The following is a 14,967-nucleotide window of genomic DNA, read 5'->3' as shown; positions in this document are numbered from 1 at the left end:
GCTCACTCCCACAGGGGCTCGCGCCATGCAGGAATACCGCGTACACCAGCTCCCACACAGATTCATTTTCAACCATTACTCCAAGCGTAACGATCCGCCGTCCAGCTTGATTGATGTCCTCGCCTCATCACTCCTAAGGTAACCCCCACGACAGCGAACCCGTGGAGTGGTCATGACAACAACAATATCCCCCGACTCGCGCTGGACGCGGCGGCGCGGCGAGAAGCAGCGGCGGCTCGAACAGGTGAAGGGCATGGTCGATGGTGTGGTGTTGCCCACCGACCGGATCGTCGAGGCGTTGCAGCTTCTGATCGAGCCCGGCGACCGTGTGGTGCTGGAAGGCAACAACCAGAAGCAGGCGGATTTTCTCTCGCGTTCCCTGGCCAAAGCCGATTCTTCGAAGCTGCACGACCTGCACATGATCATGCCCAGCGTCGGCCGCTCCGAGCACCTGGACCTGTTCGAGCGCGGCATCGCCCGCAAACTCGATTTTTCCTTCGCCGGTACCCAGAGCCTGCGCATCAGCCAGTTGCTGGAAGACGGCTTGCTGGAAATCGGCGCGATCCACACCTACATCGAACTCTATGCCCGACTGGTGGTGGACCTGATTCCCAATGTGGTGCTCTCGGCCGGTTTCATGGCTGACCGCGCCGGCAACATCTACACCGGTCCGAGCACCGAGGACACTCCAGCGTTGATCGAGCCGGCGGCCTTCAGCGACGGCATCGTCATCGTCCAGGTCAATCAGTTGGTGGATGACGTCAGCGACCTACCGCGCGTGGACATCCCGGCGTCCTGGGTGGATTTCGTGGTGGTGGCCGACAAGCCGTTCTACATCGAGCCGCTGTTCACCCGCGACCCACGCCACATCAAGCCTGTGCACGTGCTGATGGCAATGATGGCGATCCGTGGGATCTACGAAAAGCACAACGTCCAGTCCCTCAACCACGGCATCGGTTTCAACACCGCCGCCATCGAGCTGATCCTGCCGACCTACGGTGAATCCCTCGGTCTGAAGGGCAAGATCTGCCGCAACTGGACCCTCAATCCGCACCCGACGTTGATCCCGGCCATCGAAAGCGGCTGGGTCGAGAGCGTGCATTGCTTCGGCACCGAACTGGGCATGGAGCATTACATCGCCGCCCGGCCGGACGTGTTCTTCACTGGCCGCGATGGCTCACTGCGCTCCAACCGCATGGTCTGCCAACTGGCCGGCCAGTACGCGGTGGACCTGTTCATCGGTGCCACCTTGCAAGTGGACGGCGACGGTCATTCCTCCACGGTCACCCGAGGCCGACTGGCCGGTTTCGGTGGTGCGCCGAACATGGGCCATGATCCGCGCGGTCGCCGCCACGGCACCCCGGCCTGGCTCGACATGCGCCATGGCGACGGCGAGGCCCCTCTGCTCGAGCGCGGCAAGAAGCTGGTGGTGCAGATGGTCGAGACCTTCCAGGAGGGCGGCAAACCGACGTTCGTCGACACCCTCGATGCGGTGGACGTGGCGAAGAAAGCCGGCATGCCCCTGGCGCCGATCATGATCTACGGCGACGACGTCACCCATCTGTTGACCGAAGAGGGCATCGCCTATCTGTACAAGGCCCGCTCCCTGGAAGAGCGCCAGGCGATGATCGCAGCGGTTGCCGGGGTCACTGCCATCGGCCTGCGCCACAACCCGAAAGATACCGCCCGCATGCGCCGCGAAGGGCTGATCGCCTTGCCCGAAGACCTCGGCATCCGCCGCACCGACGCCACCCGTGAGTTGCTCGCCGCCAAGAGCGTGGCCGACCTGGTGGAGTGGTCCGGTGGCCTCTACAACCCGCCCGCCAAGTTCAGGAGCTGGTAATGCACGCACTCAACCTGCAACCGAACACCCTGAGCCTGGCCGAACGGCTGGCGGACCTGGCGGTGGACGCACTGATCGACGAAGCGGACCTGTCGCCCAAACCGGCGCTGGTGGACCGCCGTGGCAATGGCGCCCACACCGACCTGCACCTTGGGCTGATGCATGCATCGGCGCTGTCCTTATGGCCGGCCTTCAAGGAAATGGCTGAAGCGGCCATCGAGTCCGGCGAAGTGGGCCTGTCGTTGCGCGAGGCCCTCGGGCGGATCGGCCGTGAAGGTGAAGCGGCGATGCTCGCCACGACGGGCGGCGTGAATACCCATCGAGGGGCGATCTGGGCCTTGGGCCTGCTGGTGGCCGCCGCAGCGCTGGAACCTGAATCCAGCACGGCCAGCGCCGTCACTTTGCGCGCCGCACGCCTGGCGCTGCTTGAAGATCGCTACGCGCCAAGCCCCTTCAGCCATGGCGCCCAAGTGGCCCAACGCTACGGCGCACGCGGCGCAAAGGAAGAAGCGCAACTTGGCTTCCCGGCGGTGGTGCAGCGTGGATTGCCACAACTCAAGCGCAGTCGCACCCAAGGGCATGGTGAGCAGAACGCCCGGCTCGACGCCTTGCTGGCGATCATGACCCAACTGGCGGACACCTGCGTGCTCTATCGCGCCGGCGAGCCCGGCTTGCAGGCCATGCAGGCCGGTGCCCAAGCGGTACTGGATGCCGGTGGCAGCGCGAGTCTCGACGGCCGCCGCCGATTGCACGCGCTGGACCAACAACTGATTGCATTGAACGCCTCACCCGGAGGCGCCGCCGATCTGCTCGCGGCTTGCCTGTTCATCGACCGCATCGAGTCGGGTGACAGCGTCATCCAGGGAGTTTGCTGATGGAAACCTTATCCTTTGAATTCCCCGCCGGGCAGCCGCCACGGGGGCGGGCGCTGGTGGGCTGTGTCGGCTCGGGCGACCTGGAGGTGCTGATCGAGCCGGGGCTGGCGGGCAAATTGACCATTCAGGTGCAGACCTCGGTCAATGGCAGCGAGCAACGCTGGCAGCATCTGTTCGCCCGGATGTTCGACGGCCAGACCCCGCCGGCGCTGTCCATCGACATTCACGATTTCGGCGCCACCCCCGGCGTGGTGCGTCTGCGCCTGGAGCAAGGCTTCGAGGAGATCGGCCATGACTGACAGCGCAGCGTTGCTCAACAAGCACAGCTTCGTCGAACTCGGTGCCCGGCAGCGGGCGAAAGCCTTGCTCGATGACGGTACGTTTCGCGAACTGCTCGACCCGTTCCAGCGCGTCATGTCGCCGTGGCTGCTGCGTCAAGGCGTGGTGCCGCAAAGCGACGACGGCGTAGTGATCGCCAAAGGCGGCATCGACGGCCTGCCGGTGGTGATCGCCGCCATCGAGGGGGCGTTCCAGGGCGGCAGTCTCGGCGAAGTGGGTGGGGCGAAGATCGCCGGCGCCCTGGAGCTGGCCGCCGAGGACAACCGCAAAGGCATCCCGACCCGTGCGGTGCTGCTGCTGGAAACCGGCGGTGTGCGTTTGCAGGAAGCCAATCTGGGGTTGGCGGCCATCGCCGAGATTCATTCGGCCATTGTCGACCTGCGCCAGTATCAGCCGGTGGTCGGTGTGGTGGTCGGCAGTGTCGGCTGCTTTGGCGGCATGTCCATCGCCGCTGGGCTGTGCAGCTATCTGCTGGTGACCCAGGAGGCGCGGTTGGGCCTGAACGGCCCGCAAGTGATCGAGCAGGAGGCCGGAATCGAGGAATACGACTCCCGGGATCGCCCGTTCATCTGGAGCCTGACCGGCGGTGAGCAGCGTTTCGCCACGGGATTGGTGGATCGCTACGCGGCCGACGATGTGCAGCAGATCCGCCAACAGGTCAGCCAGTTGTTGCACCTGGGCGTGCCCGCCGAACACCGCAGCGGTCAGGCCGAGCTGTTCCTGCAACACCTGGCCCGATTGGACACTGACGTGCAGATCGAACCGGCAGCGGTTCGCCAGCTGTATCAGGGAGAACGCCCATGACTTCGTATTCATTGAGAGGCTTGCGTTGGTTCGAAGCCTTGAGCGGCGGCGCCAGGCCGCTGGCAGGATTGCCCGCTTCGGTGAAAGTCGCCGACGCCAGCTTGGGCGGGCAGACCGTGCGCCTGCTGGCGGTGGTGGCCGATCCCGAGAACCGCTTCCCCCGCGCTCGCAATGGCGAAGTCGGCTTGCTGGAAGGCTGGGGCCTGGCCAAGGCTGTGGACGAGGCCATCGCTGCGGACCGCGAGGCGTCCAGCAAGCGTGCGCTGATCGCCATTGTCGATGTGCCCAGCCAGGCTTATGGTCGTCGGGAAGAGGCCCTGGGCATCCATCAGGCGCTGGCCGGCGCGGCCGACAGTTACGCCCGTGCGCGATTGGCCGGCCATCCGGTGATCGGGCTGCTGGTGGGCAAGGCGATGTCCGGGGCGTTCCTGGCCCACGGCTACCAGGCCAACCGGCTGATTGCGCTGCGCGATCCGGGGGTGATGGTCCACGCCATGGGCAAGGCCTCGGCGGCACGGGTGACCCTGCGCAGCGTCGAAGAGCTCGAAGCCCTGGCCGCCAGCGTGCCGCCGATGGCCTATGACATCGACAGTTATGCCAGCCTGGGACTGTTGTGGGAAAGCTTGTCGGTGGAGCAGATCGAACAGCCGTCAGCAGCCGATCTGTCCCGGGTCAGCGATTGCCTGCAACAGGCGATCAACGCTGTGGCCGGTGCGCCTCGAAACCTGAGCAGCCGCCTGGGCGCGCCCCATCGGGCCGCATCCAGCCATGTTCGCCAGTTGCTGAGCGCGCAGTGGTGAGCAGCTTCCTGGCCCACGACCTGCTGTGGGGGATGACCCCGGAGCAGTTACCGGCGGATGCGCCGGTGTGGGCGGTCGAAGCCCTCGGCCTCGGGCAACCGGTGGTGGTGCGGCGGGCGCTGGCTGCGTCGGGGCAGGTTGCGGTGGGCGTGCGGGGGCGGGCAAGGGAGCAGCGGTACGCCACGTCGATGCCGTTGTCGGCGATCCTGCGTCTGGTGCATCCGGAAGACCTTTGCCACGTCGAGTGCCAACGGGACTTGCCGGCCCTGCAAGCGCTGTCCCGCCTGCGCTCGATGCTCGACGCCAGTGGCTGGACCTGGGGCATCAGCGGTAGCGCCGGGTTCGAACTCGCCAGCGGCATCGAGGCCCTGCATGAGCGCAGCGACCTGGACTTGATCCTGCGCACGCCGCAGGCGATGGATCGCCTCCAGGCCAGGCACTTGTTGGCGCAACTGGATGGCTCGGTGTGCGTTGTGGACATGCAGTTGCAGACCCCATTCGGCGCTGTTGCCCTGCGCGAATGGGCGGGCTCGTCACGTCGGGTCCTGCTCAAGGATGACCTCCAGGCCCGGCTGGTGAGCAATCCCTGGCAGCCGTCGCTGGAGCAGGTCGCATGAGCAGCCTCCTGGTATTCCCCGGTCAGGGCGCGCAGCGGGCGGGCATGCTCCATGGCCTGGCGCCGCAGGTGCTGGCCGAGGCGAGTGATATCCTCGGCGAAGACGTATTGCAACTGGACAGCGCCGAGGCCTTGCAATCGACCCGCGCCGTACAGCTATGTCTGTTGATCGCCGGCGTGGCGGCGTCCCGCCGCTTGCTGGAACAGGTGCCTGCGCCGGACTACGTGGCGGGGCTGTCCATCGGCGCGTATCCGGCGGCGGTGATCGCCGGTGCGTTGCGGTTCGAGGATGGGTTGCGGCTGGTCAGCCTGCGGGGCGAATTGATGCAGCAGGCCTATCCGCAAGGCTACGGCATGACCGCTATCCTCGGCCTGGACCTCGCTGCCGTGGAAGGGTTGCTGGCTCAGGTGCACAGCGACGCGACGCCGGTGTACCTGGCCAACATCAATGCCGATAATCAGGTGGTCATCGCCGGCAGTGACGAGGCCATGGCGGTCGTCGCCAGCCACGCCCGCAGCCAGGGCGCCGGCAAGGCGTGTCGCCTGGCGGTGAGCGTGCCGTCCCATTGCCCATTGCTGGAGGCGCCGGCGCGAGCATTGGCCCAGTCGTTTGCCGACGTACCCTTGCAAGCCCCCACGTTGGGTTATCTCAGCGGCAGCCGCGCCCGGCCGGTGACCAGTACAGAAGCCTTGCGCGACGACCTGGCCTTCAACATGTGCCGCGTCGTCGATTGGCGCGGCACGGTGCAAAGTGCCTATGAGCGAGGCGTGCGCCTGCAGATCGAACTGCCACCCGGTGCGGTGCTGACCGGACTGGCGCGCCGGGTGTTCGAGCAGGGCACCGTCATTGCCTTCGACGGCGCCCGGCTCGACACCTTGCAGGCGTTGCTCGCAGAGGAGGGCCGCCGCCAACCCTAGACCCGACTCAGGCTTCGAACGACAAGAACAACAATCCCGACGATGCATTTTGAGGACTACGACAATGATTATTTACGGTGTGGCGCTGTTGGCGATCTGTACGCTGACAGGGGTGATCCTGGGCGACATGCTCGGTGTGTTGCTGGGAGTGAAATCCAACGTCGGCGGGGTCGGCATTGCGATGATCCTGCTGATCTGCGCGCGCTTGTGGATGCAAAAGCGCGGCGGCATGACCAAGGATTGCGAGATGGGCGTGGCCTTCTGGGGCGCCATGTACATTCCAGTGGTGGTGGCGATGGCTGCGCAACAGAACGTCGTCACGGCCTTGCATGGCGGTCCGGTGGCGGTATTGGGCGCGATTGGCTCGGTGCTGCTCTGCGGCGTGACCATTGCCCTGATCAGCCGGACCCACAAAGGCGAACCCTTGCCTGACGAGCCGGCCGAAGTGACGCCGCTCGGCACCCCAGTGGGAGGCCGCTGACATGTGGGATCTCATCGAGAAGGGCCTGGAACATAACGGCTTGATCACCGCGTTCGCATTCGTGGGCGTGATCATGTGGGTATCGGTGGTGCTGTCCAAGCGCCTGACGTTTGGACGCATCCATGGCTCGGCGATCGCGATCGTCATCGGCCTGGTGCTGGCCTGGGTGGGCGGCACCATGACCGGTGGACAGAAAGGCCTGGCGGACCTGTCGCTGTTTTCCGGCATCGGCCTGATGGGTGGCGCGATGCTGCGGGACTTCGCCATCGTCGCCACGGCGTTCGAGGTGCAGGCCACCGAGGCGAAGAAGGCCGGGATGATCGGCGTCATTGCGTTGTTGCTGGGCACGATCTTGCCATTCATTGTCGGCGCGAGCGTGGCCTGGATGTTCGGTTATCGCGATGCGGTGAGCATGACCACCATCGGCGCTGGCGCCGTGACCTATATCGTCGGGCCGGTGACCGGTGCGGCGATTGGCGCCACGTCCGATGTCATGGCATTGTCGATTGCCACCGGGTTGATCAAGGCGATCATCGTGATGGTCTGCACGCCCGTGGCGGCGCGCTGGATGGGCCTGGATAACCCACGCTCGGCCATGGTGTTCGGCGGGCTCGCCGGAACAGTGAGTGGCGTGACAGCAGGCCTGGCCGCGACGGATCGGCGACTGGTGCCCTATGGTGCGTTGACGGCGACCTTCCATACCGGACTGGGCTGTTTGCTTGGGCCGTCGTTGCTGTACTTCATTGTTCGCGGGATTGTCGGCTGATTGATCGTTCCCACGCTCTGCGTGGGAATGCCTTTTTTGACGCTCCGCGTCATGCTTTTGGGACGCGGAGCGTCCCGGGCTGCATTCCCACGCAGAGCGTGGGGACGATCATGGGATGGCTTGGCGATTGGCATACATCCGGCACTCGGCAAGCAACGCCAGCAGGTTCGGATCGCGCTCCTTGGCCTTGAGGAACACCACGCCGATGTGCTGTTGCAGGCGATACTTTTCCTGCAACGGGATCAGCTTCACCCGGTTCTCGTACACCGCCGCAATCCTGCCCGGCAGCAAGGCATAACCCACCCCGGAGCTGACCATGCTCAGCAGGGTGAAGATGTCGTTGACCTGCATCGCCACCTTCGGCTCGAACCCCGCCTGGCGGAATACTCGGATCCCGTCCTGATGTGTGGCGAAGCCCTGGGTCAGGGTGATGAACGTTTCGTCGCGGACTTCGGCCAGGTCGACTTCGCTGCGCTGGGCAAACGGTGAGTCGGCCGGCGTGGCGAGGAAGATGTCGTCGGAAAACAGCGCGATCTGCTCGCAGTCCGGGTCGTTGACGCTGTCGTCCAGGGACACCAGGATCGCATCGACTTCCATGTTCTTGAGCTTGTACAACAGGTCGATGTTCGAGCCCATGATCAGGTCGATGTTGAGTTCGCTGCGGCGGATTTTCAGGCCCATGATCAGCTGCGGCACGGTCTTGACCGTCAGCGAGTACAGCGACCCCAGCTTGAAGCGCTCGGCGGAGAACCCGGCGGCTTCGCGGGTCAGGCGCACGCTTTCGACCACGTCCTGGATCAACTTCTGCGCTCGCTCCTCCAGCACATAGGCGCTTTCCAGCGGTGTGAGGTTGCGGCCCTCGTGCTTGAACAGCGGGCAGCGCAGGGCGCTTTCCAGCGAATGAATGGCCCGGTGCACGCTGACGTTGCTGGTCTGCAACTCCGCCGCCGCCCGCGCCAGGTTGCCGGTGCGCATGAAGGCCAGGAACACCTCGAGTTTCTTCAGGGTCAATTCTTCGTCGATCAACATGGGGCGGGCTCTTATTCGTGTCATCCGATTGTGCCTCAATGAATTTGGTAGCGAGGAGATTTACTGTGGCGAGGGGATCGCAACGCACAGCAAACCATTGCACTTTTGCGCCGAAGGCCTGAGCCTTGGCGGCTGTTTCGTCATGGAGGGTCAAGAATCGATGTATCACGGGGAACGACTCAATGCATGGACCCACCTGGTGGGGGCGATCGCGGCGTTTATCGGTGGGGTGTGGCTGGTGGTGCTTGCCGGGCTGACCGGCGACCCATGGAAGATCGTCAGCGTGGCGATCTACGGGTTTACCCTGCTGGTGCTGTACAGCGCCTCGACCGTTTACCACAGCGTGCGCGGGCGCAAAAAAGCGATCATGCAAAAGGTCGATCATTTTTCGATCTACCTGCTGATCGCCGGCAGCTACACGCCATTCTGCCTGGTGACCCTGCGCGGGCCGTGGGGCTGGACGTTGTTCGGGATCGTCTGGGGGCTGGCGCTGATCGGCATCCTGCAAGAGATCAAGCCGCGCTCCGAAGCGCGGATCCTGTCGATCGTGATCTATGCCGTGATGGGCTGGATCGTGCTGGTGGCGGTCAAGCCGCTGCTGGCGGCCCTGGGCAGCACCGGGTTTGCCTGGCTGGCTTCGGGCGGCGTGTTGTACACCGTGGGCATTATCTTCTTCGCCCTCGATAAACGGCTGCGCCATGCCCACGGAATCTGGCACCTGTTTGTGATCGCCGGCAGCCTGCTGCACTTCGTGGCGATTCTGTTCTATGTCCTTTAACTGACAGCAGTGAACAGCCGATCCAGTTGCTCCTGGGCCTGATTGGCAAAAATTTCCAGCAGGGCACCCAGGGTATGCGCGGGCGCTTCATTGGCCCGGGTCACGGCGTAAAGCGAGATGGGCAGTGGTGGCGACAACGGTCGGATCGCCGTGCAGGTCTTCGAGGCACCGAGGGCCGTGAACGGGTCGATCACCGCCATGCCGGCACCGGACTCCACCATGGCCCGGGCCAGGGAATAGGTCTGCACGGCGATGCTGATGCGTGGCGGTGGCGCCACGGCTTCGAGATAGCCGTCCAGCCTGGCCGAGAGCGGGTCGGCGCTGGACAGGCCGATCAGGGGCGCGCCGGCCAGTTCCTGCAACGACATCGGTTTACCCACGGCAGCGTCGCTCCAGTGCCCCTTCGGCGCCAGCGCCACCAGCACGCCGCTGGCCAGGGCCTGGGCCTTGAGCCCCGGGTGATCGGGTGGCTGCAAGGTCAGGGCAACGTCGATCTCGCGCATCAACAGGTTCTGCACCAATTCACGGCTGTGGGCGCTGGACAGTTCACAGACAATGTCCGGGTGGCGCCTTGTCCATTGATGAATGGCCGCCGGCAGCAGCGACAGGGCCAGGGCCGGGGTCGCGCCGATGCGCAGGTTGTGACCGGGCTCGCGGCGCAGGCTCTGGGCCAGTCGCCGGACGCCTTGCAGGCTTTCGCTGACCTTGTCGACCTCACGCTCCAGCTCCAGGGCTTCGGGAGTGGCCTGCAACTTGCCGCGCACCCGCAGGAACAGGGCAAATCCCAGCTGCTGCTCGGCGTGCTGCAGTACCTTGGTCACCGCCGGTTGGGAGACGTGCAGCAACTGCGCGGCGCCGCTGATGGAACCGGCCTGGCGTATGGCCTGGAAAATCTCGATGTGACGAAGGCGCATGGCGAGCCCATAACCTTTGTTTATAGGTGCCCCATCTTTATTCATTGTTCCGACGCTGTCACCTGCCCCTAACCTCAGCCTATTGGAAACGGATGCGAGGCGGACATGGGGCAACGGGTGTGCATCATCGGCGGTGGCGTGGTCGGGTTGGCGACGGCTTATGCGCTGGTTCGCGACGGCGTCGACGTGACGCTGGTGGAGGCCAGGGACGCGCTGGGCAGCGAAACCAGTTTTGCCAATGGCGGCCAGTTGTCCTATCGCTACGTCGCCCCCCTGGCTGATGCCGGAGTGCCCTGGCAGGCACTCGGCTGGATGTTGCGCGGGGATTCGCCACTCAGGTTGCGACCCCGCCTGGACCCGGCCCAGTGGCGCTGGATGGCTGCGTTCATTGCGGCGTGCCGGACATCGATCAACCGGCGCAACAGCGCTCATCTGTTACGCCTGGCGCTGCTGAGCCAGGCCACCCTGCAGGGCTGGCGCGAAGACGATCGCCTCGAGGGCTTTGGCTGGCGACGCAACGGCAAGCTGGTGACATTTCGTGACGCCACCCATTTCCAACACGCCCGGCAACGACTGACGGACAACGTGCACCAGCAGGTGCTCGGGTCCGCCGAATGCGCGAGCCTGGAGCCGGCGCTGGCGGGCGTGCCATTTGTGGGCGGGATCTACACGCCAGACGAGGAGGTCGCTGATTGCCACGCTTTCTGCCAACAACTGGCCGCTCGCCTGCAGGCTTCGGGGCGCTGCGAATTCTTGTTGGGGCAGAGGGTGACCGGCATTTGCCATACCAATGGGCAAGTGCACGCCATTGCGCTGGGCGGGCAGCGCTTGCCGGTGGACAACCTGGTGATTGCCGCCGGTCACCGCAGCGCCGCCCTGGCATTGCCGGGGGTGCGGATGCCGCTGTATCCGCTCAAGGGTTACAGCCTGACCGTGCCTATTGGCGCAGCGCATCGGGCACCGGACCTGAGCATCACCGACTATGACCGCAAGATCGTCTATGCGCGAATCGGCGAACATTTGCGGGTGGCGGCGATGGTGGATATCGTCGGCTTCGACCCGACGCCGGATCCGCGGCGCCTGGCCCTGATCCGGCGCCAGGCCCGGGACACCTTTCCCTTGGCCGGGGATTACGAACACGCCGTCGAATGGGCCGGCATGCGCCCGGCCACCCCCAGTGGCGTGCCGCTGATCGGCGCCACTCGTTATCGCAACCTGTGGCTCAACCTCGGCCATGGCGCGCTGGGCTTCACCCTGGCGTGTGGCAGTGGTCGCTTGCTCAGCGAACTGATCCGCCAGCGTACACCGTCCATTGATTTGCAGGGCCTTGCGCCCCGCGCCGCCTGACCCCACCCGCAACGGAGAATAACAATGCAGAAAATCACGTTGATCGGCTGCACCCTGAGCCTGTTGTTGAGCGCCCCTGTCCACGCCACGCAAGCGGCTCCGGCCGGCACGCTGGAAAAAATCGCCAGCACCCATGGCATCACCCTGGGGTATCGCGACGCGTCGGTGCCGTTTTCCTATATAGGTGACAGCAGCGGCAAACCGATGGGTTACTCGGTGGACCTGGCAAACAAAATCGTCGAACGGATCAAGACCCAGCTGGCGCTGCCGCAACTGGAGGTGAAGTACAACCTGGTCACTTCCCAGACCCGCATCCCGCTGGTGCAGAACGGCACCGTCGACCTGGAGTGTGGCTCCACCGGGGTGACGGCCGAGCGGCAGAAGCAAGTGGCGTTTTCCTACGGTTTCATCTACGTGAAAGGCCAGTTGCTGACGGCCAGGGACAGTGGCATCCACAGCTTCGCCGACCTGCGCGGCAAGAACGTGGTGACCACCGCCGGTACCACCAACGAACGTTTCCTGAAAAGCTACAACCAGGACAACAAGGCCGATATGTCCGTCATCAGCGCCAAGGACCACGGCGAAGCGTTCCAGATGCTCGAGACCGGCCGGGCGGCGGCGTTCTACATGGACGATGCGCTGCTCTATGGCGAACGGGCCAAGGCCCGCGACCCACATAACTGGGTCGTGGTGGGCGAGGAGCAATCGCGGGAAATCTACAGCTGCATGGTGCGCAAGGACGATCCGCAGTTCCTGGCGCTGGTCAACGAGACGCTGGGGGATCTGTACAAGTCAGGTGAGATCAACGCTATCTATGAGCGCTGGTTCCAGAAACCGATCCTACCCAAGGGCCTGAACCTGGAGTTCCCGATGACCAGCGAGTTGAGGGCGATTATCGCCAGGCCGGTGAGCGATCCGGTGCAATAACCGGCATCACCAACAACCATTGTGGGAGCGAGCCTGCTCGCGAAGGCGGCGTGTCAATCAGCAGGTGGTTGACTGATACACCGCTATCGCGAGCAGGCTCGCTCCCACAAGTAAGACTTCAGCGGATCTAGAAATCCCCCACAACTGCTGTGCCACCGCCAGCGCCACCACCGGCGCGGTTTCGGTACGCAGCACCCGGGGGCCGAGGCGGGCGGCGTGATAACCGGCGCTCCTGGCTTGTTCGACTTCGGCATCGGACAAACCGCCCTCGGGGCCGATCAGGAACGCCAGCGTCGAGGGCCGGGCATGGCTGACCAGTGGTTCGGCCACCGGGTGCAGCACCAGTTTCAGCTGCGCGTCGGTCTGCTTCAGCCAGTCGGCCAGCAGCAACGGCGGGTGGATCACCGGCACGGTCGAGCGCCCGCACTGCTCACAGGCGCTGATTGCTACCTGACGCCAATGCAGCAGGCGTTTGTCGGCGCGCTCGTCCTTGAGGCGCACTTCGCAGCGTTCGCTGAAAATCGGTGTGATCTCGCTGACGCCCAGTTCTGTGGCTTTCTGGATGGCCCAATCCATGCGCTCGCCCCGGGACAGTCCCTGGCCGAGGTGGATGCGCAACGGCGATTCCACCTGGCCGGCGAATTGCTCGTCCAACTGCACCCGCACGCGCTTTTTGCCGACTTCGGCCAGGGTACCGCGAAATTCCTGGCCGGAGCCGTCGAACACCTGCACCGCATCGCCCTCGGCCATGCGCAGCACACGGCCGATGTAGTGGGCCTGGGCTTCGGGCAACTCGTGGTCGCCGAGGCTCAGGGGGGCGTCGATGAAGAAGCGGGACAGTCTCATTTCGAATCTCTGAAAAATTAACGGTGCAATGTGCTTTTGTGGCGAGGGGATTTATCCCCGTTGGGCTGCGAAGCAGACCCAAATGCAGCCGGCGCAATTTGCCTGAAACACCGAAGTGTCTGTTTTTAGGACTGCTCCGCAGCCCAGCGGGGATAAATCCCCTCGCCACAACAGTGTTCCAACTGGAGCATCGGGGTTTCAGCCCGGATCACGGTAGCCCGGATGAAAGTCCTTCGGCACCGCCACGCTGACCGTGTCCCGCGTGGCGATATCGATACCTTCGCTGGCGACTTCGGCGAGGAAATCGATCTGCTCCGGAGTGATGACATAGGGCGGCAGGAAATACACCACGCTGCCCAGCGGCCGCAGCAACGCACCGCGCTCCAGGGCGTGCTGGAACACGCTCAGGCCGCGGCGCTCCTGCCAGGGATAGGCGGTCTTGCTCGCCTTGTCCTTGACCATCTCGATGGCCAGCACCATGCCGGTCTGGCGCACTTCGGCCACGTTCGGGTGATCGGCCAGGTGCGCGGTGGCGCTCGCCATGCGCTGGGCCAGCGCCTTGTTGTTTTCGATGACGTGGTCTTCTTCGAAGATATCCAGCGTCGCCAGGGCCGCCGCACAGGCCAGCGGGTTACCGGTGTAGCTGTGGGAATGCAGGAAGGCGCGCAGGGTCGGGTAGTCGTCGTAGAACGCGCTGTAGACCTCATCGGTGGTCAGGCACGCCGCCAGCGGCAGGTAACCGCCGGTCAGGGCCTTGGACAGGCAGAGGAAGTCCGGCGTGATGCCGGCCTGCTCGCAGGCGAACATCGTCCCGGTACGGCCGAAGCCGACGGCGATTTCGTCATGGATCAGGTGCACGCCATAGCGGTCGCAGGCTTCGCGCAGCAGCTTCAGGTACACCGGATGGTACATGCGCATGCCGCCGGCGCCCTGGATCAGCGGCTCGACGATCACCGCCGCCACGGTGGCGTGATGTTCGGCGAGGGTCTGTTCCATGGCGGCGAACATCGTGCGCGAGTGCTCCTCCCAGCCCATGCCCTCGGGACGATGGTAGCAGTCGGGGCTCGGCACCTTGAGGGTGTCCAGCAGCAATGCCTTGTAGGTTTCGGTGAACAGCGGCACGTCGCCCACCGACATCGCCGCGATGGTTTCGCCGTGGTAGCTATTGCTCAGGGTGACGAAGCGCTTCTTGTCGGGTCGACCGCGGTTGACCCAGTAATGAAAACTCATCTTCATCGCCACTTCGATGCAGGACGAGCCGTTATCGGCGTAGAAGCACCGTGTCAGGCCTTCCGGCGTCATCTTCACCAGGCGCTCGGACAGCTCGATCACGGGCTGATGGCTGAAACCGGCGAGGATCACGTGCTCCAACTGGTCGACCTGGTCCTTGATCCGCTGGTTGATGCGTGGGTTGGCGTGGCCGAACACGTTGACCCACCAGGAGCTGACGGCGTCGAGGTAACGCTTGCCTTCGAAGTCTTCCAGCCACACGCCCTCACCGCGCTTGATGGGGATCAGTGGCAGTTGTTCGTGGTCTTTCATCTGGGTGCAGGGATGCCACAGCACCGCGAGGTCGCGTTGCATCCACTGGTTATTCAGGCCCATCTACAGTCTCCTCGAGGCGGCTCGCGGCGGGCGCGGGCAAAACAATCGGGCAAGCCTATGCAATGGCGGCCCCGGGGAC

15 protein-coding genes and 1 pseudogene are annotated in these 14,967 nt (G+C 64.5%); 12 read left to right on the top strand and 4 right to left on the bottom strand.

Going from position 1 to position 14,967, the window contains the following annotated elements; genetic code table 11:
- The first annotated feature begins 172 nt into the window (after positions 1–172).
- From mdcA to madM, 9 genes are all read left to right on the top strand, one after another.
- Positions 173–1,843, top strand: a complete 1,671-nt coding sequence (gene mdcA / locus LOY67_RS26315) for a malonate decarboxylase subunit alpha (RefSeq protein ID WP_265065070.1) — start codon at positions 173–175, stop codon at positions 1,841–1,843.
- The gene (locus LOY67_RS26310; RefSeq protein ID WP_265065069.1) at positions 1,843–2,718 is read left to right on the top strand and encodes a triphosphoribosyl-dephospho-CoA synthase; all 876 of its coding nucleotides are present in this window, start codon (positions 1,843–1,845) and stop codon (positions 2,716–2,718) included. Before mdcA ends, LOY67_RS26310 begins: the two co-directional genes overlap by 1 nt.
- Positions 2,718–3,017 carry a malonate decarboxylase subunit delta gene (locus LOY67_RS26305; RefSeq protein ID WP_003206454.1) on the top strand — a complete coding sequence of 100 codons (300 nt, stop codon included), beginning with the start codon at positions 2,718–2,720 and terminating at the stop codon, positions 3,015–3,017. Before LOY67_RS26310 ends, LOY67_RS26305 begins: the two co-directional genes overlap by 1 nt.
- Positions 3,010–3,861, top strand: coding sequence for a biotin-independent malonate decarboxylase subunit beta (locus tag LOY67_RS26300; RefSeq protein ID WP_265065068.1), 852 nt, complete (start codon positions 3,010–3,012; stop codon positions 3,859–3,861). The genes LOY67_RS26305 and LOY67_RS26300 overlap by 8 nt, the downstream gene beginning before the upstream one ends.
- Positions 3,858–4,661 carry a biotin-independent malonate decarboxylase subunit gamma gene (mdcE, locus tag LOY67_RS26295; protein WP_265065067.1) on the top strand — a complete coding sequence of 268 codons (804 nt, stop codon included), beginning with the start codon at positions 3,858–3,860 and terminating at the stop codon, positions 4,659–4,661. Before LOY67_RS26300 ends, mdcE begins: the two co-directional genes overlap by 4 nt.
- Entirely contained in the window at positions 4,655–5,278 is a 624-nt protein-coding gene (locus LOY67_RS26290; RefSeq protein ID WP_265065066.1) for a malonate decarboxylase holo-ACP synthase, read from the top strand. Before mdcE ends, LOY67_RS26290 begins: the two co-directional genes overlap by 7 nt.
- Positions 5,275–6,195 carry a malonate decarboxylase subunit epsilon gene (gene mdcH / locus LOY67_RS26285; protein ID WP_265065065.1) on the top strand — a complete coding sequence of 307 codons (921 nt, stop codon included), beginning with the start codon at positions 5,275–5,277 and terminating at the stop codon, positions 6,193–6,195. The genes LOY67_RS26290 and mdcH overlap by 4 nt, the downstream gene beginning before the upstream one ends.
- A 64-nt stretch (positions 6,196–6,259) precedes the next feature.
- Positions 6,260–6,676 carry a malonate transporter subunit MadL gene (gene madL / locus LOY67_RS26280; RefSeq protein ID WP_265065064.1) on the top strand — a complete coding sequence of 139 codons (417 nt, stop codon included), beginning with the start codon at positions 6,260–6,262 and terminating at the stop codon, positions 6,674–6,676.
- A gap of 1 nt (position 6,677) precedes the next feature.
- On the top strand, positions 6,678–7,442 hold the full coding sequence (gene madM / locus LOY67_RS26275) for a malonate transporter subunit MadM (RefSeq protein ID WP_265065063.1): 765 nt from the start codon (positions 6,678–6,680) through the stop codon (positions 7,440–7,442).
- 108 nt (positions 7,443–7,550) lie between these two features.
- On the opposite strand, the gene LOY67_RS26270 is transcribed toward madM, so the two are convergent.
- The gene (locus LOY67_RS26270; RefSeq protein ID WP_258628886.1) at positions 7,551–8,471 is read right to left on the bottom strand and encodes a LysR substrate-binding domain-containing protein; all 921 of its coding nucleotides are present in this window, start codon (positions 8,469–8,471) and stop codon (positions 7,551–7,553) included.
- 160 nt (positions 8,472–8,631) lie between these two features.
- On the opposite strand from LOY67_RS26270, the gene trhA reads away from it, so the two are divergent.
- Positions 8,632–9,249, top strand: coding sequence for a PAQR family membrane homeostasis protein TrhA (trhA, locus tag LOY67_RS26265; protein WP_041021146.1), 618 nt, complete (start codon positions 8,632–8,634; stop codon positions 9,247–9,249).
- Here the strand turns inward: trhA and LOY67_RS26260 are convergent.
- A complete protein-coding gene (locus LOY67_RS26260; RefSeq protein ID WP_265065062.1) occupies positions 9,246–10,163 on the bottom strand; it encodes a LysR family transcriptional regulator in 918 nt (305 codons plus the stop codon). The two genes, trhA and LOY67_RS26260, sit on opposite strands and share 4 nt — an antisense overlap.
- Positions 10,164–10,268: 105 nt before the next feature.
- Here LOY67_RS26260 and LOY67_RS26255 point away from each other — a divergent pair, with 105 nt between their 5' ends.
- On the top strand, positions 10,269–11,510 hold the full coding sequence (locus LOY67_RS26255; RefSeq protein ID WP_265065061.1) for a D-amino acid dehydrogenase: 1,242 nt from the start codon (positions 10,269–10,271) through the stop codon (positions 11,508–11,510).
- 24 nt (positions 11,511–11,534) lie between these two features.
- Positions 11,535–12,437 (top strand): transporter substrate-binding domain-containing protein, encoded by a 903-nt coding sequence (locus LOY67_RS26250; protein WP_265065060.1) that lies wholly within the window; start codon positions 11,535–11,537, stop codon positions 12,435–12,437.
- Positions 12,438–12,572: 135 nt separating this feature from the next.
- On the opposite strand, the pseudogene LOY67_RS26245 reads toward LOY67_RS26250, so the two are convergent.
- Together LOY67_RS26245 and LOY67_RS26240 are read right to left on the bottom strand one after the other, a co-directional pair.
- A pseudogene (locus tag LOY67_RS26245) lies at positions 12,573–13,283 on the bottom strand (16S rRNA (uracil(1498)-N(3))-methyltransferase); the annotation flags it as partial.
- A 198-nt stretch (positions 13,284–13,481) separates the two neighbouring features.
- Entirely contained in the window at positions 13,482–14,888 is a 1,407-nt protein-coding gene (locus LOY67_RS26240; protein WP_265065059.1) for an adenosylmethionine--8-amino-7-oxononanoate transaminase, read from the bottom strand.
- Positions 14,889–14,967 lie beyond the last annotated feature (79 nt).

It is taken from the genome of Pseudomonas sp. B21-056 (assembly GCF_026016325.1).
In the GTDB taxonomy this organism is placed as follows: Bacteria; Pseudomonadota; Gammaproteobacteria; order Pseudomonadales; family Pseudomonadaceae; genus Aquipseudomonas.
Note: the sequence above shows the minus strand (reverse complement) of the source record. Positions and strands in the feature narration are given on the sequence as shown.

Coding starts and splice junctions, on each gene's coding strand:
- madM (WP_265065063.1), top strand. CDS start 6,678: ATGTGGGATCTCATCGAGAAGGGCCTGGAACATAACGGCTTGATCACC.
- LOY67_RS26260 (WP_265065062.1), bottom strand. CDS start 10,163: ATGCGCCTTCGTCACATCGAGATTTTCCAGGCCATACGCCAGGCCGGT.
- LOY67_RS26250 (WP_265065060.1), top strand. CDS start 11,535: ATGCAGAAAATCACGTTGATCGGCTGCACCCTGAGCCTGTTGTTGAGC.
- madL (WP_265065064.1), top strand. CDS start 6,260: ATGATTATTTACGGTGTGGCGCTGTTGGCGATCTGTACGCTGACAGGG.
- LOY67_RS26240 (WP_265065059.1), bottom strand. CDS start 14,888: ATGGGCCTGAATAACCAGTGGATGCAACGCGACCTCGCGGTGCTGTGG.
- LOY67_RS26255 (WP_265065061.1), top strand. CDS start 10,269: ATGGGGCAACGGGTGTGCATCATCGGCGGTGGCGTGGTCGGGTTGGCG.
- mdcH (WP_265065065.1), top strand. CDS start 5,275: ATGAGCAGCCTCCTGGTATTCCCCGGTCAGGGCGCGCAGCGGGCGGGC.
- trhA (WP_041021146.1), top strand. CDS start 8,632: ATGTATCACGGGGAACGACTCAATGCATGGACCCACCTGGTGGGGGCG.
- mdcA (WP_265065070.1), top strand. CDS start 173: ATGACAACAACAATATCCCCCGACTCGCGCTGGACGCGGCGGCGCGGC.
- LOY67_RS26300 (WP_265065068.1), top strand. CDS start 3,010: ATGACTGACAGCGCAGCGTTGCTCAACAAGCACAGCTTCGTCGAACTC.
- LOY67_RS26310 (WP_265065069.1), top strand. CDS start 1,843: ATGCACGCACTCAACCTGCAACCGAACACCCTGAGCCTGGCCGAACGG.
- mdcE (WP_265065067.1), top strand. CDS start 3,858: ATGACTTCGTATTCATTGAGAGGCTTGCGTTGGTTCGAAGCCTTGAGC.
- LOY67_RS26270 (WP_258628886.1), bottom strand. CDS start 8,471: ATGTTGATCGACGAAGAATTGACCCTGAAGAAACTCGAGGTGTTCCTG.
- LOY67_RS26305 (WP_003206454.1), top strand. CDS start 2,718: ATGGAAACCTTATCCTTTGAATTCCCCGCCGGGCAGCCGCCACGGGGG.